We start from the raw sequence: 26,885 nt of genomic DNA, 5'->3' as shown, positions 1-26,885 counted from the left end.
TATGTATAGACAAATACATACATCTATGAACCGATTTTTAGCTCTTACTATATTAACTCTGCTGGCAGCCTGTGGTGCTAAAACCGACAGTCCCTTATCACTGGAACGATATGCGCAGGTAAACGGTTATCTTAAGGAAAAGGATTTCTTTAAAGCCCGCGATACTTTTGAGTATTACAAACCCGAAATAGGTAAACCCGAAAAATTCATTCTGCAGGCTTTCATAGATAACGCCTTTAATAAACCCGAAGCGTCTAATCAAAAGATTGATGAGGTTTTTGAAGACTACACGTTACAGGTTAGTGATTCAGTTAAACAACAGTTACTGGAAATACAGCAGGGTAACTATGCCCGCATGTATGAGTATGAAAAGGCAAACGGAACCGTAAAGGAGATACTGGATAAGTACAGCAAAGTACTCTCTAAAGAAGAGGTTGACGATTATAAGAATTCACAAATAATGTGGACGGCGCTTTCGGCTCAGCCAAAGCAGGAGGTAAAAGTAAACAGGCTTACTTCCATTACCATGAAAAGAGATATTGCAGGGTTGGCAAATCTCCCTGTTAAAGCAGGTGATACCGAAGCCGACTTTATTTTTGATACCGGGGCAAATATCTCAACAGTTACCATAACTACCGCAAAGCAGTTTAATATGAAAATGCTTGACGGGGTAATAGAGGTTGGAGCTATAACAGGGCTTTCGGTAAAATCACAACTGGCTATTTGTCCTGAATTTACCATAGGCGATATAACGGTTAGTAATGCCGTGTTTTTAGTATTTCCTGATGATGCACTGGCATTTCCGCAAATTAATTACCAAATAAACGGAATTTTGGGCTTTCCCGTCATTGAAGCCTTAAAAGAAGTTCAAATTACCCAAAACGATGAGTTTATAGTGCAAAAAGTACCACGCCAGTATCCGTTGCGTAATATGGCGCTTGATTTTCTAAATCCTGTAATTTGTATAGAGGGTAATCATTACACGTTCGATTCGGGGGCGGTGGGCACTTCACTGTATATAAAATACTTTAACCGATACCAAAAAGAAATAGAGAGCAGTTACAAACTGACCGATCTTACCTTTGGCGGAGCAGGGGGAACCCTTTCCAAAAAAGGCTATTATATTACTTTTAAACCCAATGTTGAAGGGCACGAACTGGTGCTGGACAGCGTACAGGCCTTTACCGAAAACATAGGCGCAAAAGAGAACCTGTATTATGGAAATATTGGTCAGGATGTAATAAAGCAGTTTAATAAAATGACGCTTAATTTTGAGTACATGTACATAAAATTTGACAGATAAAGCAAAGGGAAATTACAATGCAATTTCCCTTTTTTCTGCCAGTTCCTTTATTTTTTGTGAAGCTGTTTTTTCAAAGTCCACACTGGTATCATAGTATTTGTCGCCTTCGGCAAGTATGGCAAAGTCGCCTATTTCCACACCCAGCCATGTATTACCGTCGTCATCTACAGTTAGGGTATAAGTATAGCCAATATTGGTTACGCGTTCTTCCCATGTAGGTACATACAGTTCGTATCGCAACTTTTGGTTAGGGATAAACTCAATTACCGAAAGTCTTGAGTATCCCGGCCATTCTATCACCGTGGCAGGATCAATATCATAATCGCCAAAGTCTTCGGGAAGCCTGTCCCACAGGCGAATGTATCTGGGTTTTGTAAGTACCTCCCACACGCGGCTAAGCGGTGCATTTATCCTGATGTTGTTTTTTACAATAAGTGATTTACTCATAGCTCTTTAGTTTGATTTTACCTTAAAATTAATCAAAGCAAAATGTACCGGTAAGCTATTTAACGCTCTTTAACTTCACTTTATAAATTGGTTTTGAGTTCAATAATCTCTGATTTGAAAAAATCGAACAGAAAAACCCTGTCGTATCCGCTTTCAAACGGAAGCATTTTCTATATAAATCCATTAGTAATTGTTTTATACTGGTTTTAGTTTTTATTTAACAGATAAACAACTGTTTAATAGTTTTTTACACTTCCCTTTGTTTGTGGGGTATACCTTAAAATGGTGTGGCGTTTTACCTGCTAAATATTTCTTAAACAAAAGTTATATACTCATAAAGTGCTGGTATGTAAGTATATAAATTTAGAAATTGCAGTATCAAAATCAACCAAAAACAAAATCATGAAACTGCTTTACTATTTCCTATTATTGTTTGTAGTACTGTTAGGAGGATACCTGTATATTAACGATTTTAGCTTTGACAACGAAAGCTTTAGCGGTTTCCTCTTAAATACTCTTTTTATATTTCTGTTAGCATGTGTTGCAATACTTACAGTAGTGTTGTTAGTGCTTGCCATTAAAAGAAAAAGCGTACATAAGGGTATTATGACAATACAGGAATACTATAGGTACAAAGAGTACAATGCAGACTAATAAAAATTGAGTTTAGTTAATCGATAATTATAGAAGGTGTGTTAATTCGAAAAGCCGGGAAAAACCATACGTTTTCCGGCTTTTTTGTTGCTATTCGTTATCAAGGTTCTCGTTAAATACGGTAGGCAGCATTTTAGGGATAAACTTAATCAGTACCGGTAAAAGCAGGCTACCGCCCGGTAGCAGGAAAATAGTAAGCGACGGTACAGTTTTACAAATTTCAAGAAGCTGTTTCTTAACCTTTTTCTTTTCGCTTTCATCCAGGCTACGGTGGGTAGAGTGGGTAAGCAACAGCATCAGTTCGCCATTATTAGAAATCTCCTTAATAAGACGCTTTTTGTTACGGGTGATAAGCAACGAAACGGTTTTTGCTGCGTGTCCGTAAAAATGCTTCACAGGATTTGAGTACTTAAAGTACGGTATCTCGTTTTTATATTTTTCAATAAAAAGGTCAAACGACTCTATACTCTGTTTGGCAATATCCCTGCTAAGCTTAAGCTGAGCAGCAAGGTTGTATAAAAAATCAATTTCCGTTTGTTCCTCTACGCCATCACTCCACACCGCCATTCCGGCCATATCCAAAAGGTAGTTTTTTTCCAGTTCTGATTCTGCAAAACTCAGTTCTGGCATAGTAATATTACCGTTATTTATTTTGGATAGTTTGGTATAGCGAACAGACGATTCAAATAGTTTAAGGATGAGGCCGTCGTAATATGATTTTTCGGTTTTCTCGGTAAGAGCAATAGCAACAATGCCCATAACCGTTTCTTCGAGCCTACGCAGGTACTTTTCAGGAAGTTCATGGTACAACAGGTATTGGCGAAAAGCCAGTACATCCATAAACAGTAACGCATTAGTAAGTATATGCGAAAAGTTACGGCTTATAATATTGTCGTTTGTTTTAATGCGCTGTTCCAGTATGGCTTCAAGCTGATGGCTGGGGTCACCTGCCGGCAGTACCATTTTAAGCGGATTAAACCCTTCAGGGGTCATCTCCCTGTAAAAGGCAATCGCCTGATTAATAAAGTCGGTTTTGTTCTCCTTCTGGTTTACCAGCCTGTATAAGGCATACAAAGTGTTAAGCAATGCTGCCTTTGTAGTCTCTTCCGATGTCCATCCTTTGGTCTCGGCATCGTCCAGGTCGTTAAAGGTTACCACATGCCCATATATAAATCCTGTTTCCCTTACGCAAAGGTAAAACTCACGGGAACTGTTATTTATGTGTGGATTATCTTTAAGCTTAGCAAAAAACTTATCGATCCATCCGCTGGCAGAAGGGTTGATCATACTGTGTTAATTGTATTGCAAAACTATGACTTTTTATAAATTAAAAAACCAATTTAACAAGAGTTAAATAAATCCTATAATTGGGCTAACACTTCCGTTACAAATGTAATATGCTATAACTTTATAATTAAATCCTTAATTAATAAGTATATGACCCTTAAAGCAGGCTATCCGTTCTGGTTGGTAAAAAACGGACTACCATTTACATTCCCTAAGTTAGATCATGATGTGGAAACCGATGTTGTTATTATAGGCGCAGGTATATCAGGCGCGTTGGTTAGGTATTATCTGGTAAATGCAGGTATACAATGCACTACTATAGATGCCCGTACTATTGGGCTGGGTAGTACCAGTGCCAGTACTGCACTGCTTCAGTATGAAATAGATGTCCCTTTGTATAAGCTCACCGAAATGATAGGTAAAGAAAATGCCCAGAGAGCCTATCAGTTATGTGGAGAGGCTATTGATACTCTTGAGGAGATTACTAAGGATTTTAAGCTCGACGGATTTAAAAAACGTAAAAGCCTCTACTATGCCGCTTATAAAAAAGATGTAAGCTGGCTTAAAAAGGAATATGAGGCAAGAAAGGAAGCAGGGTTTAAAGTACACTGGCTTAATGAAGACGAACTTGAAGACCAATATGGTTTTAAGGGCTATGGTGCAATAGTATCAAGCAAGGCTGCCGAGGTAGATGCCTATATGCTTACACACTGCCTTTTACAGCACGGCAAAAAAGGGGAGGATCTAAATGTTTTTGACCGTAGTCCCGTTACCGATATAAAGCATAACAAAAATGGTGTGGTTCTTAAAACCGAATCAGGGCACACCATCAAAGCCAATAAACTGATATATGCCACAGGTTATGAGGTGGTTGATTTTATTGATAAGGATATTGTTAACCTGCTGTCCACCTATGCGGTGGTGAGTGAACAGTATAACGACAGGCCTTTTTGGAAAGATGAGGTACTTATATGGAATACTGCCGACCCATACCTCTACGTGCGTACCACCCCCGATAACAGGGTATTGGTAGGGGGCAGGGATGAAGATTTCTCTAATCCGGCAAGGCGTGATAAACTGATAGACAGGAAAACAAAGCAGCTTACTAACGATATTAATAAGATGTTTCCAAACCTCAATTTTAAACCTGAGTTCAGTTGGACAGGCACCTTCGGCTCTACTAAAGACGGACTCCCGTACATTGGGCCGTATAAAAAATTACCAAACGGATATTTTTCTTTGGGGTTTGGCGGAAACGGCATTACCTTTAGCGTGGTAGGAGCACAAATACTGTGTGACCTGCTGCAGGGCAAAAACAATAACGATTTGTCCCTGTTTTCGTTTGACCGATAAAATTACCTGTTACAACCATGAGCATAAAGCATAAAGGCCTTACCGTATGGACGCTTTTAAAGACTACGTTTACCGAATTTTTTTCAGATAATGCCATTAAACTGGCGGCATCACTGTCTTATTATACCATATTTTCCATTGCGCCGCTTTCCATTATAATCATATCGGTTTGCGGACTCTTCTTTGGTGAAGATGCCGTTAAAGGGGAGTTTTACGGGCAAATAAATGAGTTTGTAGGGCCAAATGCCGCAGCACAAATTCAGGAAATCATTACCAATACAAAACTTTCGGGTGATAGTGCATTGGGTCTTATTATAGGTATTGTGGTGCTACTTGTAGGAGCATCGGGGGTGTTTGTAGAGATACAAAGTTCCATTAACTATATATGGGGGCTAAAGGCTAAACCCGATAAGAGTATAAAAAAGTTCATCAAGAACAGACTTATGTCCTTCTCCATGATTGGGGCTATAGGCTTTTTACTATTAGTGAGTTTACTGGCTAATACCTTGCTTGATTTATTACGTAGTCAGTTAAAAGAACTCCTGCCCGAAACTACAGTGTATCTTGTGTATGTATTGAATTTCGGACTTCTGTTTTGTATTATAACTTTATTGTTCTCTATTGTTTTCCGTACTCTGCCCGACGGACACGTAACCTGGAGGGATACCCTTGTGGGTTCGGGTACTACGGCAATACTTTTTATGCTGGGGAAATTTGGGATCAGTATCTACTTAACCAATTCAAATGTTGCTTCGGCTTTTGGGGCAGCAGGTTCTATTATTATTATACTTTTATGGGTGTATTATTCGGCTATTATATTATACTTCGGTGCCGAATTTACCAAGGTTTATGCACGCCTTCACGGTAAGAAAATTACGCCTAACGCCTATGCCGTTAAGATTAGAAAAGATGTTATAGACGAATAAATTACATTTAGTATTTCCCTAACACTAATTGTGAATCCCTTAATATTTTAGTCATACTTTATGTGTTAATTTTGACATTGTAAACATGAAGTAACCAAATAATCTAAATAACAAGTGACTATGAAAAGGAAATCAATATTAGGGAAAATGCTGTTAGGCGCAGCGCTTATAACCATGACATTAGGGGCTACTTCGTGTAAGGATAATAAGGAAACAGATCCTACAGAAGTTGCCGAAGAGCAAAACGAAGCTAAGTTTGAAGATACTAATGAGGCTAAAGAAGAAGATGCCGAGTATTTTGTTTTTGCTGCCGATTTGAACATGAAAGAGATTGAACTAGCTAAACTGGCACAGCAAAAAAGTACTAATGCTGAGGTGAGAGCTTTTGCCGAAATACTTTTTAATGACCATACAAAGGCAATGGAAGACCTGAAGAAAAATGCAGAATTAAAAAATATATCGCTGCCCACAGCTTTAAGTGAAGACGGGAAAGAAGTTTATGATAAACTAAGCAAAGAGAAAACAGAGGACTTTGACAAAAAGTATGTGGATATGATGGTAGATGGTCATGAAGAGGCAGTTAAGAAGATGGAGAAGGCCAGTGAGGAAGCTAATGACGAAGAGATAAAAATGTGGGCTGCCGATATGTTACCTACGCTTAAAACACACTATAATGAGGCTGTAAGACTACAGGATCTTATTAAGGAAATGAAATAAACAGGAAGGGAAAAATTGCTATGAAAAATCTGTTGTTTATAATCGCTATTGTGTTAGTTATACTATGGGCCCTGGGAAGTTTTGTAATTCATGTTGGCGGTGCCTTAATACACCTTTTATTGGTGGTGGCACTTATCGCTATACTGGTTAATGTGTTTAGAGGAAAAAAGCCCCTTGGTTAAAAATACGATATGCTATTTAAAAAGCCGCTGCAATACATTCGCAGCGGCTTTTTTATTTATTATGATTCTTCTTTATTCATTTAGACAATCATCACAATATTCTTCAAATGAATTTTTATAATTTCCGCATTGTGGACAAGTTTCTTTTTCATAAAGTTATAAATAAAAATCCCGCCAACAGGCGGGATTTTTTTCGAATAAACTAAACTAAAAACGGAAATTAGTGATTACTAGTGGTATTAGTATACATATGCGTTTTCGTCTACCAGTTTTGCTGCGATAGTTTCCTTTAGGGCTACTACGTTTGGCATATTGGTATATTTAGTGAATCGTTTAAGGCCCATAAGCATCATGCGTTGTTCGTCACCTTCGGCAAATGATGCAATACCTTCTTTACCTTTAGTATTAACGGTATCTACCGCTCTGTAAAGGTATAGTTGTGCCATTGCGATTTGCTCTTTTACGTTTTCTTCGCCTTTGCTTTTTGCCAGTTTCTCTGTTCTCAGGATAACCGACTCGGCCATGTATATTTCAATAAGGATATCAGAAGCAGCCATAAGCAGTTGCTGGTGTTGGTCAAGGTCCGGTCCGTATTTTTGTACGGCACTACCTGCCACCATTAAAAATGCTTTTTTAAGCTTACCGATAAGCTCTTTTTCTTCAGCAAATAATACCGAATAATCAGGTGTATCAAACGATGGTATAGCCATAAGCTCTTCGGCAACCTTCATTGCAGGACCTAAAAGATCTACATGACCCTTCATTGCTTTTTTAACAAGCATACCTACCGACAGCATACGGTTAATTTCGTTTGTACCTTCATAAATACGGGCAATCCTTGCATCTCTCCATGCACTTTCCATTGGAGTATCTTCAGAGAAGCCCATACCTCCAAAAATCTGGATACCTTCGTCACTACAGTTCTGAATATCTTCAGATACCGCTACTTTAAGGATAGAACACTCAATAGCAAATTCTTCTACACCTTTAAGCTCAGCATCCTGATGTGATTCTCCGGCAGCAACACGAGCCTCAATACGGTCTTCAATGCTTTTTGCAGCACGGTAGCACGCACTTTCTCCGGCATAGGCACTTGCAGCCATTTCTGCCAGTTTGGAACGTATAGCGCCAAAGCTTGAGATTGGAGTGTTAAACTGTACTCTTTCGTTAGCATATTTAACAGCGCCCGAGATGGTTCTTCTTTGTGCATCAAGACAAGCGGCAGCCAGTTTAATACGACCTACGTTAAGGGCGTTCATAGCTATTTTGAATCCGTTACCTCTTTCAGAAAGCATATTTTCTACAGGTACTTTAGTCTCGTTAAAGAATACCTGACGGGTAGAGGAGGCGCGGATACCCAGTTTATGCTCCTCTTCATTCATAGAGATACCGTTGCTTGGGTCGTTCTCTACAATGAATCCGGTAATGTTTTTATCGTCTTCAATACGGGCAAATACAATAAACAGGCTACAGAATCCCGCATTGGAAATCCACATTTTTTGTCCTGTTATCTTGTAATGCGTACCATCTTCACTAAGCACAGCCTTTGTTTTCCCCGAGTTGGCATCACTACCAGCGCCCGGTTCGGTAAGGCAGTAAGCACCAAACCACTCTCCGCTGGCAAGCTTAGGTACATATTTCTTTTTCTGTTCTTCAGTTCCGTATAGGGTAATTGGCATAGTACCAATACCGGTATGTGCACCAAATGCTGTTGAGAACGAACCTGTAGCCCCCGAGATATAGTCACAAACCAACATGGTTGAAACAAATCCCATGCCCAGTCCGCCATACTCTTCCGGTACAGCTACACCAAGAAAGCCAAGCTCTCCGGCTTTCTCCATACACTCTTTAGTGTAGGCGTAGTCTTTATTCTCAAAACGGTCTTTGTGCGGCCATAATTCACGGTCAACAAATTCTTTAACCGTGTCGCGCATCATAACCTGCTCTTCCGAAAAATCTTCGGGTGTGAACACATCTTCACACTTGGTTTCTTTTACAAGGAACTGACCTCCTCTTGTTATATCCTTAGCTTCGCTCATTTTTGTAATATTTTAATTTAGACTTTTAGATGATAGATAATAGATAACAGACTTAAGCGGGAACCAGAGCATTTTGAAAACTCATTGTCATCCTCTGGAACTCCTCTAATTTATTTTCAATAATTACCGAAGCCTCTTCAGGTATATAACCTCTGTGTAAGGCTAACAGTAATTGAGTATGCAATTCAAAAGAAGAACCTAAAGAGACATTGATAAAATGACTAAATGACTTGTTACTTCTGCTGGAACCTTCCGCAATGTTAGACGGTATGGAGATTGAGCATCTGTCCATCTGATTTTTTAATCCATACTTTTCGTGTGAAGGAAAAGTATCTGTCAAATCAAGTGTTTCACGAGCTATTTCCATGGCCATCTGCCATATTTTAAGCTTTTTAAAATTGTGTCTTTTATAATCACTCATCGGTAAGGTGCGATACGTTTTTAGTCTATTATCTTTTGTCTTTCGTCTTCAAGTCTTTTACATTAGTTCATAAACTCCCGCAGCTCCCTGTCCGGTACCTACACACATGGTAACCATACCGTATTTGCTTCCGCGGTTTTTCATTTCGTCGAATAACTGAACAGACAGTTTAGCACCTGTACATCCCAGTGGGTGACCCAGTGCAATAGCACCACCATTCACGTTTACAATATCCTTATTAAGCCCAAGCTCACGGATAACAGCAAGCGACTGAGAAGCAAATGCCTCGTTAAGCTCAATAAGTTCTATATCATTAAGATTTAAGCCTGCCATTTGTACCGCTTTAGGAATCGCTTTCACCGGACCTATACCCATAATTCTTGGTTCCACACCGGCAGCAGCATAGCTAACCAGACGGGCAATAGGCTCAAGGTTAAGTTCCTTAACCATTTCTTCGCTCATTACCATAACAAAGGCAGCACCGTCACTCATTTGGGAAGATGTACCCGCTGTTACACTACCATCGGCAGCAAATACAGGGCGTAGTCTTCCAAGCGCTTCAACCGATGTGTCGGCACGCGGACCCTCATCCTTAGTTACAGTATAACTTTTAGTTGCTTTTTTACCATTTTCATCTACATATACCTGCTCTACGGTAATAGGCACAATCTGTTTGTCAAATTTACCTTCTGCCTGAGCTTTAAGTGCTTTTTGGTGTGACTGGTAACCAAACTCATCCTGGTCTTCACGGCTAACGTTATATTGCTTGGCAACCGCTTCGGCAGTAAGTCCCATTCCCCAGTAATAATCCTCATGGCCGTTTTTAGCCAGTTTATAATCCGGTACAGGTTTGTACCCCCCCATAGGGATGTAGCTCATACTTTCGGCACCACCTGCAATAATACAGCTCGCCATTCCGCTTTGTATTTTGGCTGTAGCCATAGCGATGGTTTCCAGCCCCGATGCACAGTAACGGTTTACTGTAACCCCCGGAACATCTTCAACCTTTAGTCCCATTAGGGAAATAAGGCGGGCAAAGTTTAAGCCCTGTTCTGCCTCCGGCATCGCGTTACCTACCATTACGTCGTCAATTCTTGATTTATCCAGCTGCGGAAGCTCATTCATAATATGCTGAATGGTTTCGGCGGCCAGTTCGTCAGGCCTTTTAAAGCGGAAAACTCCTTTTGGTGCTTTCCCCACAGCCGTTCTGTATGCCTTTACTATATATGCTGTTTTCATTTTTTTTAGATTTTAGATTCTGAACTTGCCGAATCATTTAAAATTTATAATTCAGCATTCAAAATAATTAGTTGCGTAGCGGTTTCCCTTTGGTTAACATAAACTGAATACGTTCCAGCGTTTTTCTCTCGCCACAAAGTGACAGGAATGCTTCCCTTTCAAGATCAAGAAGGTACTGCTCTGTAACCAGTGTCGGTTCACTAAGGTCACCACCGGCCATAACATAAGCCAGTTTGTTAGCAATTTTCTTGTCGTGTTCAGAGATGTAATGTCCGGCCTCCATACTGTCTGTCCCAACAAGGAACATACCCAGTGCCTGTTTACCCAGTACTTTTACATCTTTACGTTTAACCGGCTGGGTGTAACCCGCTTCGGCTAGCAGCTTGGCATGCTTTTTAGCTTCGGCAATCTGCCTGTCTTTATTAACCACAATAACGTCTTTACCATGCTGAAGTATACCAAGGTCAAACGCCTCATAGGCCGATGTTGATACCTTAGCCATACCTATGGTTAGGAAATACTCCTGAAGTACGTTAAGTTCTACGTCGTTTTTACGGAAGGTATCGGCAGCACGCAGTGCCATCTCTTTCGATCCGCCACCGCCCGGGATAACCCCAACGCCAAATTCCACAAGCCCGATATATGTTTCGGCAGCAGCCACAACCTTATCGGCATGCATGCTCATTTCACAGCCACCGCCCAGTGTCATACCATGTGGTGCAACCACTACCGGTATAGATGAGTAGCGTACACGCATCATAGTATCCTGGAACATTTTGATAGCCATGTTAAGCTCATCATATTCCTGCTCTACAGCCATCATGAATATCATACCAATGTTAGCACCAACCGAGAAGTTTGCCGCCTGGTTACCAATAACCAGTCCGTCGTACTCTTTTTCGGCAAGGTCTATGGCTTTGTTTATGCCCTGTAGTACACCACCGCCAATGGTATTCATTTTAGACTGGAACTCAAGGTTAAGGATACCGTCGCCAAGGTCCTGTATAATGGCCTCACTGTTGCTCCATACCTTTTTGCTCTCGCGAATGTTGTTAAGTATAATAAAGGCATCCTGACCCGGAACTTTTTTCTGGGATTTAGATGCAATGTCGTAATAGTAAGTAGCTCCTTCTTTTACAGTGTAGAAGCTTTTGTTGCCCGATGCCAGCATTTCGTTAACCCAAGCTGCAGGCTCAAGCCCTTCGGCTTTCATTAGTTCGATACCTTTTTCAACACCTACGGCATCCCATATTTCAAACGGACCGTTTTCCCAGCCAAATCCGGCTTTCATGGCGTCGTCTATTTTATAAAGGTCATCGGTAATTTCAGGTATACGGTTTGATACATAGGCAAACATACCCGAGAAGTTTTTACGGTAAAACTCTCCGGCCTTATCTGTACCTTTTACAAGTACTTTAAAGCGGTTAATAGGCTTGTCTATAGTTTTGGTAAGCTCGAGTGTAGCAAACGATGCTTTTTTCTGCGGACGGTATTCCAGCGTATCTAAATCAAGCGCAAGGATATCTTTGTCTACTTTTTTGTAAAAGCCCTGTTTTGTTTTGCTACCCAGCCATTTATTTTCCATCATGGTATCGATGAATCCCGGAACTTTAAACAGTTCGTGAGCCTCATCGTTAGGGCAGTTTTCATAAATACCGTTTGCAACGTGTACAAGGGTATCAAGCCCCACCACATCTACCGTACGGAAGGTAGCCGACTTAGGGCGACCTATTACAGGACCGGTAAGTTTGTCAACTTCCTCTACGGTAAGTCCCATTTCCTTAACCTGATGGAAAAGGCTCATAATACCATAAATACCAATACGGTTACCTATAAAGGCAGGGGTGTCTTTTGCAACTACCGATGTTTTACCAAGGAATTGCTCACCATAATTATTTAAAAAGTCCAGTACCTCCTGTGAAGTTTGAGGCCCCGGTATAATTTCGAAAAGTTTTAAGTATCGTGGCGGATTAAAGAAGTGTGTTCCGCAAAAATGTTTCTGGAAGTCCTCACTGCGGCCTTCGCTCATAAAGTGGATAGGTATACCCGATGTGTTTGATGTGATAAGTGTTCCCGGTTTGCGGTACTTTTCAATTTGTTCAAACACTTTTTGTTTAATATCAAGCCTTTCTACAACTACTTCAATTACCCAGTCGCAGTCGGCAATTTTAGGAAGATCGTCATCTATATTACCAGTAGCTATTCTTGAAGCAAATTTTTGATGGTAAATAGGGGAGGGTTTAGACTTAAGGGAGTTGGCAAGGTGTTCGTTTACAATTCTGTTCCTAACTACCTTATCCTCCAGTGTAAGCCCCTTTTTCTTTTCGGCTTCCGTAAGTTCTTTTGGGGCTATGTCCAGCAAAAGAACCTCAACACCTATATTGGCAAAATGGCAGGCAATTGCCGATCCCATAATACCGGAGCCTATTACGGCCGCCTTTTTAATAGTGCGTTTCATTTTTTATAGTTGTATTTTTAGTTGTTTGTTAAATGAAACAGCCCGTCAAGGCGGTTTCACCTGTTATTATTTTGCTTTGTTTTCAATCTCTGCTTCGGGCTGTTCGGTTGCAAAAATTTGTTTTTCGGCAATCAGCTCGTTTATAACTTCGGCCACTTCCACAAAATGATCCATTTTTTGCTGGGATACACGTTGCTTTACAGCCTCATTGAATTTTAAAACTACCTCTTTTGAAAGATCTCTTTTTTCCCTGCCCAACTTAGTAAGGTGTATAATTACACCACGACCGTCTACAGGATTTTTTTTACGGACAATAAGTCCTTTTTCTTCCATTGATTTTAATGTGCGTGTGAGGCTTGTGGCCTCCATTCCCATTTGCGGACCCAGTGCTGTAGACGAGATGCCTTTCTCCTTGTCAATAGAAAGTAAAGCAAATCCAATGGACATTGTTGCTCCATACTTTCCGGCTTCTTCGTTGTACATTCTTGCCACTGCCTGCCAGGTTGCCCTGAGAATGTAATCTATAGTTTTATCTTTCATAAATAATGGTTTCTCAAAGGTAATAAAAATTTATTATGCGTGCATATTAAATTTAAAATAATTTTATCTAAAATTAAAAAACTCTCCACATAAGGAGAGTTAAATATACGCATTACTGCGGTATTGTTAATTATTATGCATGAATATTATCAGTTAAGTAAATGTTATTTTTGTAAAAATATTTGGCAGTTAGGAGTGTAGTAAGGCATATGATGTTTTAATAATTTAGCACTATGGAAGAAACGGAAGAAGATTTTAAAAGATATTATAAAAAACTTGTAGAAAATATTAAATGGCTTTGCCTGCCTTTTAAAGAACAAAAAGAATATTTGCCTGATTTTACCGACAGGCCTTTTGAGGTGCTTGACGGGTATGTGAAGGCTTTTGTATTACTCCCTCAGCTTATTGATAACAGGTATTTAAGTCTTGAGGCTACAGGAGCATTGGTGCGTCTTTACATTAATGTTGATTTTGCATTATGCAGTCCTGATTTTGGAAAGATACCCGATGATAAAATGGATGGTTTTAAAGACTGGGTAAAATTAAATTCTCTGGCAAAACAAGCACTAAGGGTTATGAATGAAACCGAAGAAAAACCCGATGCTTTTTATATATAGAGGCTAGGGTAAAGTTTTACCTGAACAAGAATGTTTTTCCTTTATTAAAGGAATAGTTTTATGGATTTTAATTAAAGGCCACGATCGTGTAAAACCTGTTTTAGGGAAACATACTGTAGTACTTTGCAAGAAATCAATATCGCTAAAGGTGAAGGACGATATAATTATTTGTTTTCCGTTTTTTAATGTGAATACTGTATAGAATATTTCACTCCATGGTAATTGTTTGCTTCTTTTTCGATAAGCTTGTGTGCTATATACTACCTCAGTTTTTTCTATGTCGTCATCGGTAAAAGTTATTTCTATGTTGTTGTCGGTATAGTTATATATGCCTTCTTTACCCTGATTTATTATGTGAAATATGCTATACCTGTTGTGCTTGCTATGATTATAGTAAATGAGTATAAAAGGTAATAGAAATACTAACAGGCTTAACGTTCCGGAAATGCCTATAGCATAAAGTGCAGTATTTAATAAACCTGTTAGGCAATACACAAATAGTCCTGTACCAAAAGGAATTAAAAGTACCGGTAAAACAGTTTTCCAAACGTATCTTTTTTTGTTTGTGGTGAAGTCAAATTTTGTTTGAAACATGAATATTTGTTAAAACTGTTTAATGTGTTTATCCAGATTATTGTTTGAAGCAGGAGCTAAACCTTTCTTTACATTAGGGAAAGTTACCTTTTCGCGTATAACCTTCCATGAACTTGTTAAAGATGCTTCAGGAAAATATTTATAAGTATTAGGATATATGTTAACCTGATTGAAAATCAAGCAGGATAAAACAATCCTTTCACCTGTTTTAAGTATTATAAGAGTATAAAACAATTGATTCCATACAGAGGTTCGAGCTCCTAAACCATACGGTAAAAATAGTACTACTTTTTTTATATCCCGATCTCTAAAAATCAGTTCGCCGCTTTTATCCGAATAATAGTACTCACCTGTACTTAACCTGATATTAAATGTGCTATTTTCATTAAATTTCTTATGATTATAGTATATAAGTAGGGTAGGTAATAGGAATACGATTAAAAAAAGCATCATAAAAAGTCCTAATGTCATAAAGAAAACCTGAAGAGTAAGGAAAATATCTTCAAAAAAGATTAATAAAAGCGTTACTAAACTGAAAAAAAATAGATTGAAAATAATTTTCTTAGCGGAGTAGTAATGTACTCTTTTTTATTTGGGAAAAAATTGAATTTTCTTTCATTCATAACCGATGTTTAAAGGGCTTTTAAATACTTAGCAGGCACATTATCTGTTAGCCATACTTTATTGTCCGAGAGGTAAAAAGCAAAACCGTCGTTATGCATTTGTAGTGCCAAAATTTCCAATACAACGGGTTTGCCGTGGCGACTGCCTACGTTTACTGCAGTTTCTTTGTCAGAACTTAGGTGTACATGTAACCTGTTTGCCTTGTTTAATCCGTTTGCGATTATGGAATCAAGATTTTTTATTGCCGTACCATGGTATAATACTTCAGGTGGTTGCTGTGGTTCATACCCACTGTTTATTATAACCGAATGTCCCTGACTGGCTCTTATAAGGGTGCAGTCGTCATTAAATGCAAAGCGTTTTTTATTATTGGTATCTACAATGTGCTTTAGTTCGTTAAAGTTGAAGTTAACTCCTGCCTTACCCGATAGGATAATTAAGTCTTCAACATTTACCCATCTGTTTTCATTAAGTTTAATACCTATTTGGTCGGGCTTGTGTCGCAGTACAAGACTCAGAAATTTACTGATATGGGTATTTTCTTTTTCGGAAAGCATTACTTCGTCTCGGTAAAGGTTTTACTTTCAGATAGTAGTCCCTGTGCATTTTTGTTGTAAGCCCTGTAGTAAACGAACTTTTGACTATAATCTATTTTGTATTTTTTCTGAATCTCTTTTTTCACTACTTCAAACTCATTGTTTAGTGATGTTTCATCGTTTGGCGGTATTTGGCTCTCATAGCTTATAAGCGGGAAAACACCTTCGGCATTTTGTACAACTTTAAGATCAAGAACAACAGGTTTACTTTGAATTTGGAAAAGCGTATCCGGTAACGGGTAAGTTCTGTTAATTTCATTAGATAACTTTTCGCCAAAATCATCAATATCTTTTGCAAAATTATACTTAATAAGGTTTTTAGCAGGCTCAAGGGATCCTTTTGCCATGCTGGCATGATGTAAGGCATCTATATCATAACCATTATCATGAAATTTTTTTGCATCATTAAAAAGGTCATTGGCATCTTTATCATATGAGCCAAGTGTTCCCATAGTAATGTGAGTAATTTTCCATTTGTTATCTATTTTTTCATAAATAACGGTAACAAGATAATCGGTAACATCCCTGTAGGTACTTTTTAAAAGCGAAACATAGGTTTCGTAATTTTGGTTTACAAACTGTAACTTATAGTTATGCTGTGATGATAGTATAGTAGCTTCATGGTTTACTTTGGTATGTTTGCTGTAAAACTCCTCATACACTTCATGATCTGTTTCCAGCATTCCTTTTCTAAAAGGCCAAATTACATCGCTTAGGTTTGCCGTTAGATTTTCGTTAAACCTGTCAGACCCCAATACGCTAAATACTTTTGTACTACTGTTAGAAAGGGCTTCAAAAAGGCTGTCGTTTTTGGCTTTTATAACTTCCCTTAGTTTTGGGTCTATATCGTTATTTGAAACGGTTTCTGGTTTAGTGTCGCAGCTTTGTAGTGCGATTGCTAACAGGAATAGTGCGAATAATGCTTTTTTCATTTTAAGCGGTGTGGATTGATTTTCTCTTTAGGCTAGCGAAAATAACAAAAAAATATAAATAAAGTTTTACTCTTTATCTGGAGTTGCTTCGGTAAAAAGGGGAACGAGGTTTTTTTTAAGTAGTAAGGAATTATTGTAATAAGTCCATAGAGATATAATTAATACTAATATCGATGAGCCTATAGCAAGATAAATGTCGGTTAATGTATCGTTCCTGTAGTTAAGGTAAATAAACCAACCGGTAACCAAAAGTGGGAGTAGTATAAGACCTGAGGAGAGTTTGATTTTAAACTCAATAACTGTATGGTTGCCCATTGGTGTTACCGTGCCCTTTACAACAGACTTTTTTGTAGCCCCCGATGTTTCCATGATCTTAAAGCTGTTTTTTTGAACCGCGCCGGTAAAATATTTTTGTTTTTTATTTGGAAAGATTTTCCATAAATTTTCACTTTGCGTAAGGCGGTTAAGCCTGCTCATAATTTCGTCAAAGCTTAATTGTGATTGTATGATGTAGCGTTTGTAAGGTATCATGCAAATGTATTAAAGCACTAATTTATCAAATTAATCCAAATGATTAAAAATAATATTGAATGGATAAGTAAGAGTTTGTTATTGTTTTACTGCAATTTTTCCGGTATCACTGTCTAGGTATATTTTAGTTTTGTTTACCTCATACCATTGTTGCCAGTTTAAATAATCCTGTTTTGTAGGGTTGAATTTACCTATATCACTACCATCTGATTCCGACATTATACCTGTTACTTTTTCAAAAAAGCTAATGGTTCCTATTATTCTCAGGCTGGTGTCGGGTTCTCCGTTTAGAAAACTGTTAAGCGATGCCAGTTTTGCTTCAAATTCCTTTTGGGCTTCATTCCTGCTTTTTACAGTACTCCCACAACTTAGAAGTGTAAATAGTATTAGGATTAGTGTAACTGGTTTGAAATTAATTTTCACCCACATTCTTAGTTGTGATTTTAATGCGGGTTACTTCATTTACTTTCTCTATAGACATAGAAGATAAAGAATTATCTTCCATATAGTAAGCTTCAGGCTTTTGAATAAGATTGTCGTTTACCACAATAACAGCATTTGCCCCGTCTTTATTAATCTCTTTTAAAATATCTGCAAGGCATACCAGTTCGGTTTGTTCTTTACGGGTAATGTGTACTTCTTTGTTGGTTTTATCTGTATGTACGTTAGCTACATTAGCCGGATCTATAAAATAATGGGTAATATCTACCTGTTTATTATCAAGGTAGGTTTTGTAACCGTTAACTGTGGGTATCTCCTGAGCCATTGTAGCAAAGGGTAAGAGTAGTAATATATAAAGTAGTTTTTTCATCGTGTTTTTATACAAAATACTCCCCGGTTTGGGGAGTATATCTTATCTGTCACCTTCGGTGCGGTATATTTTGTCATACAGTTTTTGGTACTTTTCTTTAATGGCTTTACGCTTTAGTTTAAGGGTAGGGGTCATTTCTCCACCGTCAACCGACCATAATTCCGGAGTAAGCTCAAATCGTTTTATCTGTTCCCAGTGTCCGAATTTCTTATTAATGTCGCTTACCTCTTCTTGTATCCTGTCGTGTATTTCCTTACTATTGGCAATATCCTCGTTAGAGCTTACTTTAATGCCTTTGCGCGAAGCCCATTCTTTTACAAATTCAAAGTCAGGCTGTATAAATGCGGCAGGCATTTTCTCACCTTCGCCTATTACCATAATCTGCTCTATAAAGCGCGACTGTTTCATGGCATTTTCTATAAGCTGAGGGGCAACATATTTACCTCCCGATGTTTTAAACATCTCTTTCTTCCTGTCGGTAATTTTAAGGAAACCATCTTTATCAATTTCCCCGATATCCCCAGTGTGGAAATATCCGTCGGTCATAACCTCATTTGTTTTTTCCTCATCCTTGTAATATCCCATCATTACGTTAGGGCCTTTACAAAGTATTTCACCGTCTTCAGCAATCTTAACTTCCAGTCCGTTTAATGGTTTACCTACCGTACCGATTCTGAAACCGCCGTTACGCTGATCGTTCACGGCAATAACAGGAGAAGTTTCCGTAAGTCCGTAACCTTCCATTACCGGAATTTCGGCTGCAGCAAATACGCGTGCCAGCCTTGGTTGTATGGCAGCACTACCGCTTACCATAAGTCCAAGTCTGCCACCAAGTCCTGCTTTCCATTTACTGAAAATCAGTTTACGGGCAATAGCCAACTTAAAGTCATACCAGGCACCATTTGCACCATAAGGTTCGTACTCAAGGCCAACCTCAACTGCCCAAAAGAATAGTTTACGCTTAATTCCCGTAAGTTCGCTACCCTTGGCAATAATCTTATCATATACTTTTTCAAGAAGCCTTGGCACGGCCGTAATAACATCGGGTGTAGCCTCTTTAATATTATCGCTAACCTTTTCAATAGATTCCGCGAAGTAAGTACTCACGCCATAGTATTGGTAAAGGTAAAGTATCATTCGTTCATAAATATGGCAAATAGGGAGAAAGCTAAGCCCCCTGTATTTACCTGCCTCAAACGGAACCCTTTCGGCACTCATTAAAACATCAGATACAATGTTTTTGTGCGAAAGCATTACACCCTTAGGTCTACCTGTAGTACCCGATGTGTAAATTATAGTAGCAAGGTCGTTTTCGGTAATGGTACTTTTAATATCCTCAACTTCCTGTTGGTTACTGTCGTCTTTACCCAGTTCCAGTATTTCGTTCCAGCTTTTACAGCCCGGTATGTCGTTAAAGGAATAAACCTCCTTTAGTTGGGTTTTGTCTTTAATAGACATTACCTTGTCATACAGTTCCTGATCTGAAACAATACAGTGTGTAGCACCCGAATGGTTTAAAATATACTCCTGGTCTTCTTCGCTAATTGTAGGGTAAATAGGCACGTTTTGTGCACCGGTTTGCAGTATGCCAATATCGGCTATATGCCATTCGGTCCTGTTGTTAGAGGAGATAACAGCTATCTTGTCGTCTTTCTTGATTCCCAACCTTAATAGCCCGCGGGAAAAAGCATTGGCTTTATCTACATATTCCTGTGTTGATGTTTTTACCCATTCGTTACCGTATTTAGTAACAAGCGCATCGGGTAAATTATACTTTTCCAACTGGTAATAAGGAAAATCGAATAAACGGGTGATAGTGTTCATGTGTATTGTTAAAAATTGCTTAATGCAAATTATGAAAATATATGATAAAAAGCAATTTTTTTGAGATTATGCTAAGTTTAATAAGTAACCTTTTGATAACTATGTAAATAGGTTGGTTTAATGCTGCGTTTTTTTGATTTTAAGTTCAACAAAAGTCACGTTTGGTTTTGCATTATCTGCTTTTTATATGCATGCATATTAAAGTATATGCATTTTTTTAACCCAAATATTTTCTTCTCTTAAATGGTAGTTAATCTCCTTTTGAAAATACTAAGCCTATATTTGTACCGTTTATCAGAAAGACTTTACATAAATCATCAGTCATGCTGCGATACTTCGCTATTATTACTTTGTTATTGTTTACTAATCTGGTTTTGGGTCAGGCGAAAGTCGATACCTCCTATGTAGCCGAATATCCGCAAAGGGTAATGCTTACCGGCTTTTTAACGCAAAACAGCATTCAGCTGAGTACTGAGGAGAAGGAATACATGCCCAACAACCCTTTAAAGATAGGGGCTGGGATAGCAATAAAGAATACGGTAATTAACCTTAGCTATAACTTTGGGCTTACGCCTCTTGCCGATAAAAGGCAGGGAGATACGAAAGCTGTAGATATACAATTACACCATTATGGCAGGTACTTTGTACTGGATTTATTTTACCAGAAATACAAAGGGTTTTATAGTGATAATAATGATGATATTCAACTGTTCCCTGATATGTCGGTTAGAAATATTGGAGCCGAATTTGCCTATGTTTTTAAAGGGGATAAATTCTCCACTAAGGCGGCTTTTCAGCAAAGTGAAATACAACTGAAGTCGGCAGGAAGTTTTATACTTGGCGGAGGTGCTTATCTTTTCAGGATCAATCCGGGTGGCGAACTTTGGGAAAATGATCCCAATCATTTGGATAACCTTCAGTTTGGTGTAAATGCGGGATATGCCTATACTTGGGTTATTAACGAACGTTGGCTGCTTACGGGTATACTTACTGCCGGAGTCAATGTGGGTAACGACCCCGATATGCTCAAGGACTGGAAGCTGGAGGCCTACCCAACGGCTTTGGGAAGATGGTCTGGTGTGTATCATAAAAACGACTGGGCTCTTGCAGCAACCGTACTGGTTAATAATAAAGTAGTATACCCTGATGGCGAAAATGACCTAAACTTTACCGGAATCAATTTCCAGATGTCGTTTGTAAAGCATATTGATTTTTAAAATTACTCCCAACCCGTAGCAAGTAAATTTTCGGCAGCTTTTACACTACACTTTTGGTATTTGCTGTAAGCGGCGGCCGCTCGCTGTTGTATTTGAGTATTGTTTTCGCCCTTTATATAACCTGTAATAGCATCATGCAGGGTATAGGTTTCCGGGCACATAAGTCCTGTTGTCCATATTAAGGGATTTACATTGGCTTTTTTTAAATGTTTGCCAAAATAGCTTTTACTGTAACAGGCCAGTATAATAACATCCCGTTTTTTACCATCGGTATTGGTATAATCGTCATACAGATTAAAATCCATTAGTCCGTCATGACCTGTGTAGGTAATAAGTTTGGAGTTTCCTGCAATGCCCAGTGTTGTTCCGTTTACATTGAGAGTATCTTTAAGTTTACCTGCGCTACTGTTTAAAAAATCTTTGGTGCATTGTTTTATGTATTTACCATTATAAGCATCAGCTATCAGGTAATAGTTTTTAGAGGTGTGTTTAAACACCAGTCGCTCCATTATTAGAGTGTCTTTTTTCTCTTTTTTAAGAAGCTTCCATTCGGTACTCTTTTTAAAAAATGTCCTTACACCATAACCACAACCCCAGTACAGGTTGTTATCGGGATCCTGACCGTTACCTATTGCTTTTGGTACAGGTACTATACCCTGATATTTATTGTCGCACAGTGCCACATAAACATGAATGGTTTTGGCCATTGTATCAAAAACTATATTATTTACTGGCAGACTTGTTTTAGTAGTATCGGTTAAGGCTGTTTCATGATTAACTACGGGCTCTTCCTTTTTTTTACCACAGCTCACAAAAGTTAGACTAAGGGTTATAAAGAGAATAGTAAAGTGTTTGGTTATCATTATTTTACAGTGTTGGCGTTTAGCTATAATAACTGTAAGCGTATGTAAAATAGTATAAAGAGTAGTTTAAAATATAAATAGCGGTAATTTAAATGCCTTTGACTTCTTTATAGTTAAAGTCTCTATAGGACTTCCTTCAAAATTTTATCCGTATTGGTTATTTTCTCTACCACATTACCGCCTGCCTATCATTATGTATTACCTTTTGAAGTAGCCTAAGTGTTACAGCGGACTAAAAAGAGCCAAGCGCTCCGAATGATGTAATTAAAAAAGCTGTGATAATGGGTTGAGATGTATGTTTTGCAAGGCATTAAACAATATAGAGATATGTAAAATTCATAGAATAAAAATTACAAACAAACACCATGTTGTCAAAATGACTATATTGCAAATAGATTTATAACAAATTTGTAATTCATGAAAAAACATTACTTTTTTTATCTGTTTTTATTTTATGGAATAACAGGCTGGGCACAAAACACCATACGTTTTGCCCCACAAAATGATACTGTTATAATAAGCCGTCACATTTATGGACATTTTGCCGAACATTTAGGGCGATGTATATACGACGGTATATATGTTGGTGAATCAAACACTAAAATTCCGAATACAAATGGTGTGCGTAATGATATTATTGCAGCCTTAAGGAAACTTAATATACCTAATTTGCGTTGGCCCGGAGGTTGTTTTGCCGATACATATCATTGGAAAGATGGGGTGGGGCCAAAAACAGAACGTCCTGAAATAGTAAATATGTGGTGGGGTGGGGTAACCGAAGATAACAGTTTTGGTACACACGATTTTTTAAATTTATGTGAAGTGCTGGGGGCTGAACCCTATTTAGCAGGTAATGTGGGAAGCGGCGAGGTTCAGGAATTAGCCGATTGGGTACAGTATGTAAATTTTGAAGGGACAAGCCCCATGAGTAATATGCGTCGTGATAATGGTAGGGATAAATCATGGAATGTTAAGTTTTGGGGAGTAGGTAATGAGGCTTGGGGCTGTGGAGGTAACATGACGGCTGATTATTATGCTGATGTGTATAGGAAGTACGCCACTTTTATGTCAAACTGGAATGATAAGGAACTTTACAGGATTGCTTCGGGAGCCAGTGGAGACGATTATAACTGGACAGAAACATTAATGAAAAAGATTCCAAAAAATTTAGTGAAGGGGCTTGCATTGCATTATTATACTGTAGTAGACTGGAATAACAAAGGGAAAGCAACGAATTTTACCGATGAGGAATATTTTAATACCATGAAGGCATCATGGTTTATGAATGAGCAAATTGAGAAGCACTCTGAAATAATGGATAAATATGATCCAAAAAAGGAAATAGCACTTGTGGTAGATGAATGGGGAGCTTGGTATGATACTGATCCGGCTGACAATAAAGGAGTGCTTTATCAGCAAAATACAATGCGTGATGCTATTATCGCCGGGATGAATCTTAATATTTTTAATAATCATGCCGAACGGGTAAAAATGGCAAATCTTGCACAGGCTGTAAATGTGCTTCAGGCTGTTATTTTAACTGATGGCGAAAAGATGCTGCTAACACCTACTTATCATGTAATGGAAATGTATAAGGTTCATCAGGATGCAACGCTTGTACCTCTGGAAGTCAATTCTGCTAATTTTACATATAAAGCAGAGAGTATACCTGCGGTTACTGCATCAGCATCTATAAAAGACGGTAAAACTCATATATCTTTAGTAAATGTAGATAATAAGGTTTCGCAAACCATTACTATACCCACCAATAAAAAATATAAAAAAGTATCGGGAAGGATACTTACCTCAAAAGATATGAATGACCATAATACTTTTGCAAATCCCGAAATTATTAAACCGGAAATATTTCATGATATGAAGCTTAAAGCAGAGGAATTAACTGTAAAAATTCCTCCTTTTTCGGTAGTTGTTTTAGAAATAGAGTAATTTTATGGTGATATCTGCCTCACTTTTGGCACATATATATAAACACCATGTAGTATGGCTATAAATAATCCAACAATACCCCGCGCAGAATTACTGGAGGCTTTATATATAAAAGCTTTCCCTGCCGTAGCACGCTATGTTGCAAAAAGGGGAGGAACTCCCGATGAGGCTAAAGATGTTTTCCATGATACCCTTGTTGTTTATATGGAGCATATTCACAACGGGAGGGAAGTCCCTGGCAACGAACAGGCTTATATAATGGGAATCTCAAAACATTTGTGGAGTAAACGCTTTGATGAGGTGACCAGAATGTACAACGGGGATATCCCTTTTGCCGATATTGATGACAATTATACCGAAGCTGCCACTCCAAAACTGATGCACCTGCTTAGTACAACCGGTAAAAAGTGTATGGATTTGCTATCGGCTTTTTATTATGAAAAACTGGATGCCGAAAAACTGGCACAAAGGTTCGGTTTTTCGGGAGGTAGGTCGGCTACAGTACAAAAGCACAAATGCCTGGAAAAAGTAAAGGAAACCGTAAAACAAAAATCGTTGCAGTATGAAGACTTCATGGAATAATACGGTTATGACCGATAACTACCTCAACGGAGAATGCAGCGGAGAAGCGAAAGTACTGTTTGAGGCGCGCCTGCTCCTTGAACCCGATTTAAAAGAAAACCTGCACTGGCAAAAAACAACCCGTGCCATCGTACAGCAGTATGGCAGGCAACAGCTTAAAGCCGAAGTAGAACAGGTAGCCCACCATGTGTTCACTGCCGGTAAATATGTTTCCTTCAGGGAAAAGGTATTCAGCTTCTTTAAATAATCAAATACAAAAATACAATCACAATCAGTAACACCCTGTGCTAAAGCGGTGGCAGGATAGTTATGCTTTAATCAAATCAAAAAACGAACAGTTATGAACGCAAAAGAATTTCGCAATTATGCGGTAAAGCACCACAGGGTAAACAGCCTGTATGTAGACAAATACATTAGTAATACACAGCGCTATGCCAGCCCAACTGCACTTACACCTTACATTATGGAAGAGCGCCAACTTAATATTACCCAGCTTGATGTTTTTTCACGGCTCATGATGGACAGGATTATTTTTTTAGGCGAGCAGGTGGAAGAACGAAATGCAAATATTATACAGGCACAGTTACTCTTTTTACAGTCGCTGGATGCTAAAAAGGACATACAGTTGTACATCAACTCTCCGGGCGGATCGGTGTATGCAGGGTTCGGGATTTATGATACCATGCAGTACATAACGCCCGATGTAGCTACCATTTGTACCGGAGTGGCACTCTCAATGGGATCAGTGTTATTATGCGCGGGAGCCAAAGGTAAGAGGTCGGCACTACAGCATGCTAGGGTCATGATACACCAAACATCGGGTGGGGCGCAGGGTACGGCAGCCGATATGGATATAAGCGTACGCCAGGTATTAAAAGTGCAGGAAGACCTTTACAATATAATTGCTCGCCATAGTGGTAAAGATTTTGATACCATTAATAAAAGTGCCGAACGTGATTACTGGATGACCGCCGAAGAAGCCAAAGCCTTCGGGATGATTGATGAGGTGTTGACGAGATAGTGGTTTTAAATTTTAAATTCCCCTTCTCTGGACGTAGCTTTTAAAGATGAAAGTTGTCATTACGAGCGCAATGAAATGAAGCGTAGTAATCTATATAATTATTGAGGTTGCTTCGTTGTATCTTCTCGACATGGTAATATGGTTTTCTTAAAATTAGTGTAATATTTTAAGGTTATGTACTAAAAAAAAGCTAATTACAAGTCAGGATTTATTCATACAAAATATTCTTGTTAAATTAGAGAAACATTAAAACCAAAAGATTATGAATGTATCAAAAGTAATAGGTATTATATTGATTGTGATAAGCTTGGGAGTGGGGTATATTGGTGTGAATAAAGTAGCCGACAGTACTAAAGCAATCAACTTTTTAGGAATTGAAATTGATGCCTCAAACGAATCAGGGCAAATGCAGGGCTTTATATATTTAGGCGGAGCAATACTTTTGTTTGCCGGCGGATTATATGCCGTGAGAAAGTCCAGCAATTAAATAGTTACAGCCTTCGGAACCACAACCCGATAATCTAAAGAATAAAAAATCCCCGCCAGTGGCGGGGATTTTTGTTGTATGATGTATCATGAAAAACAGTACTGCTAGTTAGGCACATTGTTTAGAAAATCCCATTTTTGATATACCATATGGATATTAACCTCCTGCCATCCATTTGTAGTATATAATTCTTTATTAACTATAAAATGTATAAGGCTGTCCTCCCAATATACCTCTGTTACCGAGCCAAACTCTGCCTCTCTTTCCTCATTCCTGCCTGTAATTATAATCTCTTTTGTTTCCTCATTAACTTCATAAAAGCAGAATAATGATAATCCCACCAAACATGTGGTATATGATTCATTGGCAAGATCATAATATACACAAGGAACATGTAATCCAAATTCCTTATATCCGGATGATGGTTTATATACAAATTCTCCCATATATAACGCAAATGAACCGAATAAAAAGCAATCGGCTTCAAGCATCAGGTCGGTTTGTGGTATATTGTCACCGTTAAGATCTATAGGGACATCAGTATCTACAGATACTAATTTATATTTGCTTACAAGGCTATTAAGAAACTCATGGTTTTCCTGTGGAGCATCATCATTGCTACAGGAAAATAAAGATACTATAGCGAGTAGGGAAATAAGTTTTTTCATGATAT

General features: G+C 38.4%; 30 protein-coding genes. 13 read left to right on the top strand and 17 right to left on the bottom strand.

The annotated features are described in order from the left end of the window. Window positions 1-25: 25 nt before the first annotated feature. Window positions 26-1,303, top strand: coding sequence for a retropepsin-like aspartic protease (locus tag Q763_RS07505; RefSeq protein ID WP_035132802.1), 1,278 nt, complete (start codon window positions 26-28; stop codon window positions 1,301-1,303). A gap of 12 nt (window positions 1,304-1,315) precedes the next feature. On the opposite strand, the gene Q763_RS07500 is transcribed toward Q763_RS07505, so the two are convergent. Continuing rightward, window positions 1,316-1,750: an SRPBCC family protein gene (locus Q763_RS07500; protein ID WP_035132800.1), complete on the bottom strand. Its 435-nt coding sequence runs from the start codon at window positions 1,748-1,750 to the stop codon at window positions 1,316-1,318. A gap of 402 nt (window positions 1,751-2,152) precedes the next feature. On the opposite strand from Q763_RS07500, the gene Q763_RS07495 reads away from it, so the two are divergent. After that, window positions 2,153-2,404, top strand: coding sequence for a hypothetical protein (locus Q763_RS07495; RefSeq protein ID WP_035132798.1), 252 nt, complete (start codon window positions 2,153-2,155; stop codon window positions 2,402-2,404). Window positions 2,405-2,494: 90 nt separating this feature from the next. On the opposite strand, the gene Q763_RS07490 is transcribed toward Q763_RS07495, so the two are convergent. Next, on the bottom strand, window positions 2,495-3,691 hold the full coding sequence (locus tag Q763_RS07490) for an LETM1-related biofilm-associated protein (protein WP_035132796.1): 1,197 nt from the start codon (window positions 3,689-3,691) through the stop codon (window positions 2,495-2,497). Window positions 3,692-3,841: 150 nt separating this feature from the next. On the opposite strand from Q763_RS07490, the gene Q763_RS07485 reads away from it, so the two are divergent. The 4 genes from Q763_RS07485 to Q763_RS17810 all read left to right on the top strand — a co-directional run bounded on the left by Q763_RS07485 (window position 3,842) and on the right by Q763_RS17810 (window position 6,869). Further along, a complete protein-coding gene (locus Q763_RS07485) occupies window positions 3,842-5,044 on the top strand; it encodes an NAD(P)/FAD-dependent oxidoreductase (RefSeq protein WP_035132794.1) in 1,203 nt (400 codons plus the stop codon). A 17-nt stretch (window positions 5,045-5,061) separates the two neighbouring features. Continuing rightward, window positions 5,062-5,970 carry a YihY/virulence factor BrkB family protein gene (locus tag Q763_RS07480; RefSeq protein ID WP_084596029.1) on the top strand — a complete coding sequence of 303 codons (909 nt, stop codon included), beginning with the start codon at window positions 5,062-5,064 and terminating at the stop codon, window positions 5,968-5,970. Between the two features lie 120 nt (window positions 5,971-6,090). Next, a complete protein-coding gene (locus tag Q763_RS07475; protein ID WP_052123296.1) occupies window positions 6,091-6,687 on the top strand; it encodes a DUF4142 domain-containing protein in 597 nt (198 codons plus the stop codon). A gap of 20 nt (window positions 6,688-6,707) precedes the next feature. After that, window positions 6,708-6,869, top strand: coding sequence for a lmo0937 family membrane protein (locus tag Q763_RS17810; RefSeq protein ID WP_157499376.1), 162 nt, complete (start codon window positions 6,708-6,710; stop codon window positions 6,867-6,869). Between the two features lie 239 nt (window positions 6,870-7,108). Here Q763_RS17810 and Q763_RS07470 read toward each other — a convergent pair whose 3' ends face one another. The 5 genes from Q763_RS07470 to Q763_RS07450 form a co-directional block, all read right to left on the bottom strand. Further along, complete coding sequence (locus Q763_RS07470) at window positions 7,109-8,908, bottom strand: acyl-CoA dehydrogenase family protein (RefSeq protein ID WP_035132791.1); 1,800 nt, start codon at window positions 8,906-8,908, stop codon at window positions 7,109-7,111. 52 nt (window positions 8,909-8,960) lie between these two features. Beyond that, window positions 8,961-9,329, bottom strand: a complete 369-nt coding sequence (locus Q763_RS07465) for a four helix bundle protein (protein WP_035132789.1) — start codon at window positions 9,327-9,329, stop codon at window positions 8,961-8,963. A gap of 57 nt (window positions 9,330-9,386) precedes the next feature. Further along, window positions 9,387-10,568 (bottom strand): acetyl-CoA C-acyltransferase, encoded by a 1,182-nt coding sequence (locus Q763_RS07460; protein ID WP_035132787.1) that lies wholly within the window; start codon window positions 10,566-10,568, stop codon window positions 9,387-9,389. Between the two features lie 67 nt (window positions 10,569-10,635). Continuing rightward, the gene (locus Q763_RS07455) at window positions 10,636-13,026 is read right to left on the bottom strand and encodes a 3-hydroxyacyl-CoA dehydrogenase/enoyl-CoA hydratase family protein (protein ID WP_035132785.1); all 2,391 of its coding nucleotides are present in this window, start codon (window positions 13,024-13,026) and stop codon (window positions 10,636-10,638) included. Window positions 13,027-13,092: 66 nt separating this feature from the next. Further along, entirely contained in the window at window positions 13,093-13,566 is a 474-nt protein-coding gene (locus Q763_RS07450; protein WP_035132783.1) for a MarR family winged helix-turn-helix transcriptional regulator, read from the bottom strand. A gap of 233 nt (window positions 13,567-13,799) precedes the next feature. Between Q763_RS07450 and Q763_RS07445 the strand changes: the two genes are divergently transcribed. Continuing rightward, complete coding sequence (locus tag Q763_RS07445) at window positions 13,800-14,183, top strand: hypothetical protein (RefSeq protein ID WP_035132781.1); 384 nt, start codon at window positions 13,800-13,802, stop codon at window positions 14,181-14,183. Window positions 14,184-14,186: 3 nt separating this feature from the next. Here Q763_RS07445 and Q763_RS07440 read toward each other — a convergent pair whose 3' ends face one another. From Q763_RS07440 to Q763_RS07405, 8 genes are all read right to left on the bottom strand, one after another. After that, window positions 14,187-14,777 (bottom strand): hypothetical protein, encoded by a 591-nt coding sequence (locus Q763_RS07440; protein ID WP_035132779.1) that lies wholly within the window; start codon window positions 14,775-14,777, stop codon window positions 14,187-14,189. Window positions 14,778-14,786: 9 nt separating this feature from the next. Beyond that, window positions 14,787-15,248, bottom strand: a complete 462-nt coding sequence (locus Q763_RS07435; RefSeq protein WP_035132777.1) for a hypothetical protein — start codon at window positions 15,246-15,248, stop codon at window positions 14,787-14,789. 161 nt (window positions 15,249-15,409) lie between these two features. Further along, window positions 15,410-15,958, bottom strand: a complete 549-nt coding sequence (locus Q763_RS07430) for an RNA 2'-phosphotransferase (protein ID WP_035132776.1) — start codon at window positions 15,956-15,958, stop codon at window positions 15,410-15,412. Further along, complete coding sequence (locus Q763_RS07425) at window positions 15,958-16,929, bottom strand: hypothetical protein (protein ID WP_035132774.1); 972 nt, start codon at window positions 16,927-16,929, stop codon at window positions 15,958-15,960. Before Q763_RS07425 ends, Q763_RS07430 begins: the two co-directional genes overlap by 1 nt. A 66-nt stretch (window positions 16,930-16,995) precedes the next feature. Continuing rightward, window positions 16,996-17,460: a hypothetical protein gene (locus Q763_RS07420; RefSeq protein ID WP_035132771.1), complete on the bottom strand. Its 465-nt coding sequence runs from the start codon at window positions 17,458-17,460 to the stop codon at window positions 16,996-16,998. 78 nt (window positions 17,461-17,538) lie between these two features. Continuing rightward, a complete protein-coding gene (locus Q763_RS07415; protein WP_157499374.1) occupies window positions 17,539-17,883 on the bottom strand; it encodes a hypothetical protein in 345 nt (114 codons plus the stop codon). Continuing rightward, on the bottom strand, window positions 17,873-18,271 hold the full coding sequence (locus Q763_RS07410; RefSeq protein ID WP_035132768.1) for a hypothetical protein: 399 nt from the start codon (window positions 18,269-18,271) through the stop codon (window positions 17,873-17,875). The genes Q763_RS07415 and Q763_RS07410 overlap by 11 nt, the downstream gene beginning before the upstream one ends. Before the next feature lie 42 nt (window positions 18,272-18,313). Beyond that, entirely contained in the window at window positions 18,314-20,095 is a 1,782-nt protein-coding gene (locus Q763_RS07405; RefSeq protein ID WP_035132766.1) for an AMP-dependent synthetase/ligase, read from the bottom strand. Window positions 20,096-20,418: 323 nt separating this feature from the next. Here Q763_RS07405 and Q763_RS07400 point away from each other — a divergent pair, with 323 nt between their 5' ends. Then, a complete protein-coding gene (locus Q763_RS07400; RefSeq protein ID WP_084596028.1) occupies window positions 20,419-21,312 on the top strand; it encodes a DUF4421 family protein in 894 nt (297 codons plus the stop codon). Window positions 21,313-21,314: 2 nt separating this feature from the next. On the opposite strand, the gene Q763_RS07395 is transcribed toward Q763_RS07400, so the two are convergent. Beyond that, complete coding sequence (locus Q763_RS07395) at window positions 21,315-22,175, bottom strand: hypothetical protein (protein ID WP_232297509.1); 861 nt, start codon at window positions 22,173-22,175, stop codon at window positions 21,315-21,317. Between the two features lie 417 nt (window positions 22,176-22,592). On the opposite strand from Q763_RS07395, the gene Q763_RS07390 reads away from it, so the two are divergent. The 5 genes from Q763_RS07390 (at window position 22,593) to Q763_RS07370 (ending at window position 26,212) form a co-directional block, all read left to right on the top strand. Continuing rightward, window positions 22,593-24,122 carry an alpha-N-arabinofuranosidase gene (locus tag Q763_RS07390; protein WP_035132764.1) on the top strand — a complete coding sequence of 510 codons (1,530 nt, stop codon included), beginning with the start codon at window positions 22,593-22,595 and terminating at the stop codon, window positions 24,120-24,122. 54 nt (window positions 24,123-24,176) lie between these two features. Beyond that, the gene (locus tag Q763_RS07385) at window positions 24,177-24,704 is read left to right on the top strand and encodes an RNA polymerase sigma factor (RefSeq protein WP_035132762.1); all 528 of its coding nucleotides are present in this window, start codon (window positions 24,177-24,179) and stop codon (window positions 24,702-24,704) included. Further along, a complete protein-coding gene (locus Q763_RS07380; RefSeq protein ID WP_157499372.1) occupies window positions 24,685-24,951 on the top strand; it encodes a hypothetical protein in 267 nt (88 codons plus the stop codon). The genes Q763_RS07385 and Q763_RS07380 overlap by 20 nt, the downstream gene beginning before the upstream one ends. 93 nt (window positions 24,952-25,044) lie before the next feature. Further along, complete coding sequence (locus Q763_RS07375) at window positions 25,045-25,725, top strand: ATP-dependent Clp protease proteolytic subunit (RefSeq protein ID WP_035132759.1); 681 nt, start codon at window positions 25,045-25,047, stop codon at window positions 25,723-25,725. Window positions 25,726-25,987: 262 nt separating this feature from the next. Further along, window positions 25,988-26,212, top strand: a complete 225-nt coding sequence (locus Q763_RS07370) for a hypothetical protein (RefSeq protein WP_035132757.1) — start codon at window positions 25,988-25,990, stop codon at window positions 26,210-26,212. Between the two features lie 104 nt (window positions 26,213-26,316). On the opposite strand, the gene Q763_RS07365 is transcribed toward Q763_RS07370, so the two are convergent. Next, on the bottom strand, window positions 26,317-26,880 hold the full coding sequence (locus Q763_RS07365; protein ID WP_035132756.1) for a hypothetical protein: 564 nt from the start codon (window positions 26,878-26,880) through the stop codon (window positions 26,317-26,319). Between the last annotated feature and the right edge of the window lie 5 nt (window positions 26,881-26,885).

It is taken from the genome of Flavobacterium beibuense F44-8 (genome assembly GCF_000769915.1).
Taxonomy (GTDB): domain Bacteria; phylum Bacteroidota; class Bacteroidia; order Flavobacteriales; family Flavobacteriaceae; genus Flavobacterium; species Flavobacterium beibuense.
Note: the sequence above shows the minus strand (reverse complement) of the source record. Positions and strands in the feature narration are given on the sequence as shown.

Excerpts from the sequence above, each read along its gene's own strand:
- Q763_RS07490 (WP_035132796.1), bottom strand. The coding sequence starts at position 3,691 with ATGATCAACCCTTCTGCCAGCGGATGGATCGATAAGTTTTTTGCTAAG.
- Q763_RS07395 (WP_232297509.1), bottom strand. The coding sequence starts at position 22,175 with ATGATAACCAAACACTTTACTATTCTCTTTATAACCCTTAGTCTAACT.
- Q763_RS07420 (WP_035132771.1), bottom strand. The coding sequence starts at position 17,460 with ATGATACCTTACAAACGCTACATCATACAATCACAATTAAGCTTTGAC.
- Q763_RS07365 (WP_035132756.1), bottom strand. The coding sequence starts at position 26,880 with ATGAAAAAACTTATTTCCCTACTCGCTATAGTATCTTTATTTTCCTGT.
- Q763_RS07485 (WP_035132794.1), top strand. The coding sequence starts at position 3,842 with ATGACCCTTAAAGCAGGCTATCCGTTCTGGTTGGTAAAAAACGGACTA.
- Q763_RS07450 (WP_035132783.1), bottom strand. The coding sequence starts at position 13,566 with ATGAAAGATAAAACTATAGATTACATTCTCAGGGCAACCTGGCAGGCA.
- Q763_RS07455 (WP_035132785.1), bottom strand. The coding sequence starts at position 13,026 with ATGAAACGCACTATTAAAAAGGCGGCCGTAATAGGCTCCGGTATTATG.
- Q763_RS07370 (WP_035132757.1), top strand. The coding sequence starts at position 25,988 with ATGAATGTATCAAAAGTAATAGGTATTATATTGATTGTGATAAGCTTG.
- Q763_RS07440 (WP_035132779.1), bottom strand. The coding sequence starts at position 14,777 with ATGTTTCAAACAAAATTTGACTTCACCACAAACAAAAAAAGATACGTT.
- Q763_RS07475 (WP_052123296.1), top strand. The coding sequence starts at position 6,091 with ATGAAAAGGAAATCAATATTAGGGAAAATGCTGTTAGGCGCAGCGCTT.
- Q763_RS07435 (WP_035132777.1), bottom strand. The coding sequence starts at position 15,248 with ATGACATTAGGACTTTTTATGATGCTTTTTTTAATCGTATTCCTATTA.
- Q763_RS07390 (WP_035132764.1), top strand. The coding sequence starts at position 22,593 with ATGAAAAAACATTACTTTTTTTATCTGTTTTTATTTTATGGAATAACA.
- Q763_RS07380 (WP_157499372.1), top strand. The coding sequence starts at position 24,685 with ATGAAGACTTCATGGAATAATACGGTTATGACCGATAACTACCTCAAC.
- Q763_RS17810 (WP_157499376.1), top strand. The coding sequence starts at position 6,708 with ATGAAAAATCTGTTGTTTATAATCGCTATTGTGTTAGTTATACTATGG.
- Q763_RS07460 (WP_035132787.1), bottom strand. The coding sequence starts at position 10,568 with ATGAAAACAGCATATATAGTAAAGGCATACAGAACGGCTGTGGGGAAA.
- Q763_RS07445 (WP_035132781.1), top strand. The coding sequence starts at position 13,800 with ATGGAAGAAACGGAAGAAGATTTTAAAAGATATTATAAAAAACTTGTA.
- Q763_RS07480 (WP_084596029.1), top strand. The coding sequence starts at position 5,062 with ATGAGCATAAAGCATAAAGGCCTTACCGTATGGACGCTTTTAAAGACT.
- Q763_RS07470 (WP_035132791.1), bottom strand. The coding sequence starts at position 8,908 with ATGAGCGAAGCTAAGGATATAACAAGAGGAGGTCAGTTCCTTGTAAAA.
- Q763_RS07430 (WP_035132776.1), bottom strand. The coding sequence starts at position 15,958 with ATGCTTTCCGAAAAAGAAAATACCCATATCAGTAAATTTCTGAGTCTT.
- Q763_RS07410 (WP_035132768.1), bottom strand. The coding sequence starts at position 18,271 with ATGAAAAAACTACTTTATATATTACTACTCTTACCCTTTGCTACAATG.
- Q763_RS07405 (WP_035132766.1), bottom strand. The coding sequence starts at position 20,095 with ATGAACACTATCACCCGTTTATTCGATTTTCCTTATTACCAGTTGGAA.
- Q763_RS07385 (WP_035132762.1), top strand. The coding sequence starts at position 24,177 with ATGGCTATAAATAATCCAACAATACCCCGCGCAGAATTACTGGAGGCT.
- Q763_RS07465 (WP_035132789.1), bottom strand. The coding sequence starts at position 9,329 with ATGAGTGATTATAAAAGACACAATTTTAAAAAGCTTAAAATATGGCAG.
- Q763_RS07425 (WP_035132774.1), bottom strand. The coding sequence starts at position 16,929 with ATGAAAAAAGCATTATTCGCACTATTCCTGTTAGCAATCGCACTACAA.
- Q763_RS07500 (WP_035132800.1), bottom strand. The coding sequence starts at position 1,750 with ATGAGTAAATCACTTATTGTAAAAAACAACATCAGGATAAATGCACCG.
- Q763_RS07505 (WP_035132802.1), top strand. The coding sequence starts at position 26 with ATGAACCGATTTTTAGCTCTTACTATATTAACTCTGCTGGCAGCCTGT.
- Q763_RS07400 (WP_084596028.1), top strand. The coding sequence starts at position 20,419 with ATGCTGCGATACTTCGCTATTATTACTTTGTTATTGTTTACTAATCTG.
- Q763_RS07495 (WP_035132798.1), top strand. The coding sequence starts at position 2,153 with ATGAAACTGCTTTACTATTTCCTATTATTGTTTGTAGTACTGTTAGGA.
- Q763_RS07375 (WP_035132759.1), top strand. The coding sequence starts at position 25,045 with ATGAACGCAAAAGAATTTCGCAATTATGCGGTAAAGCACCACAGGGTA.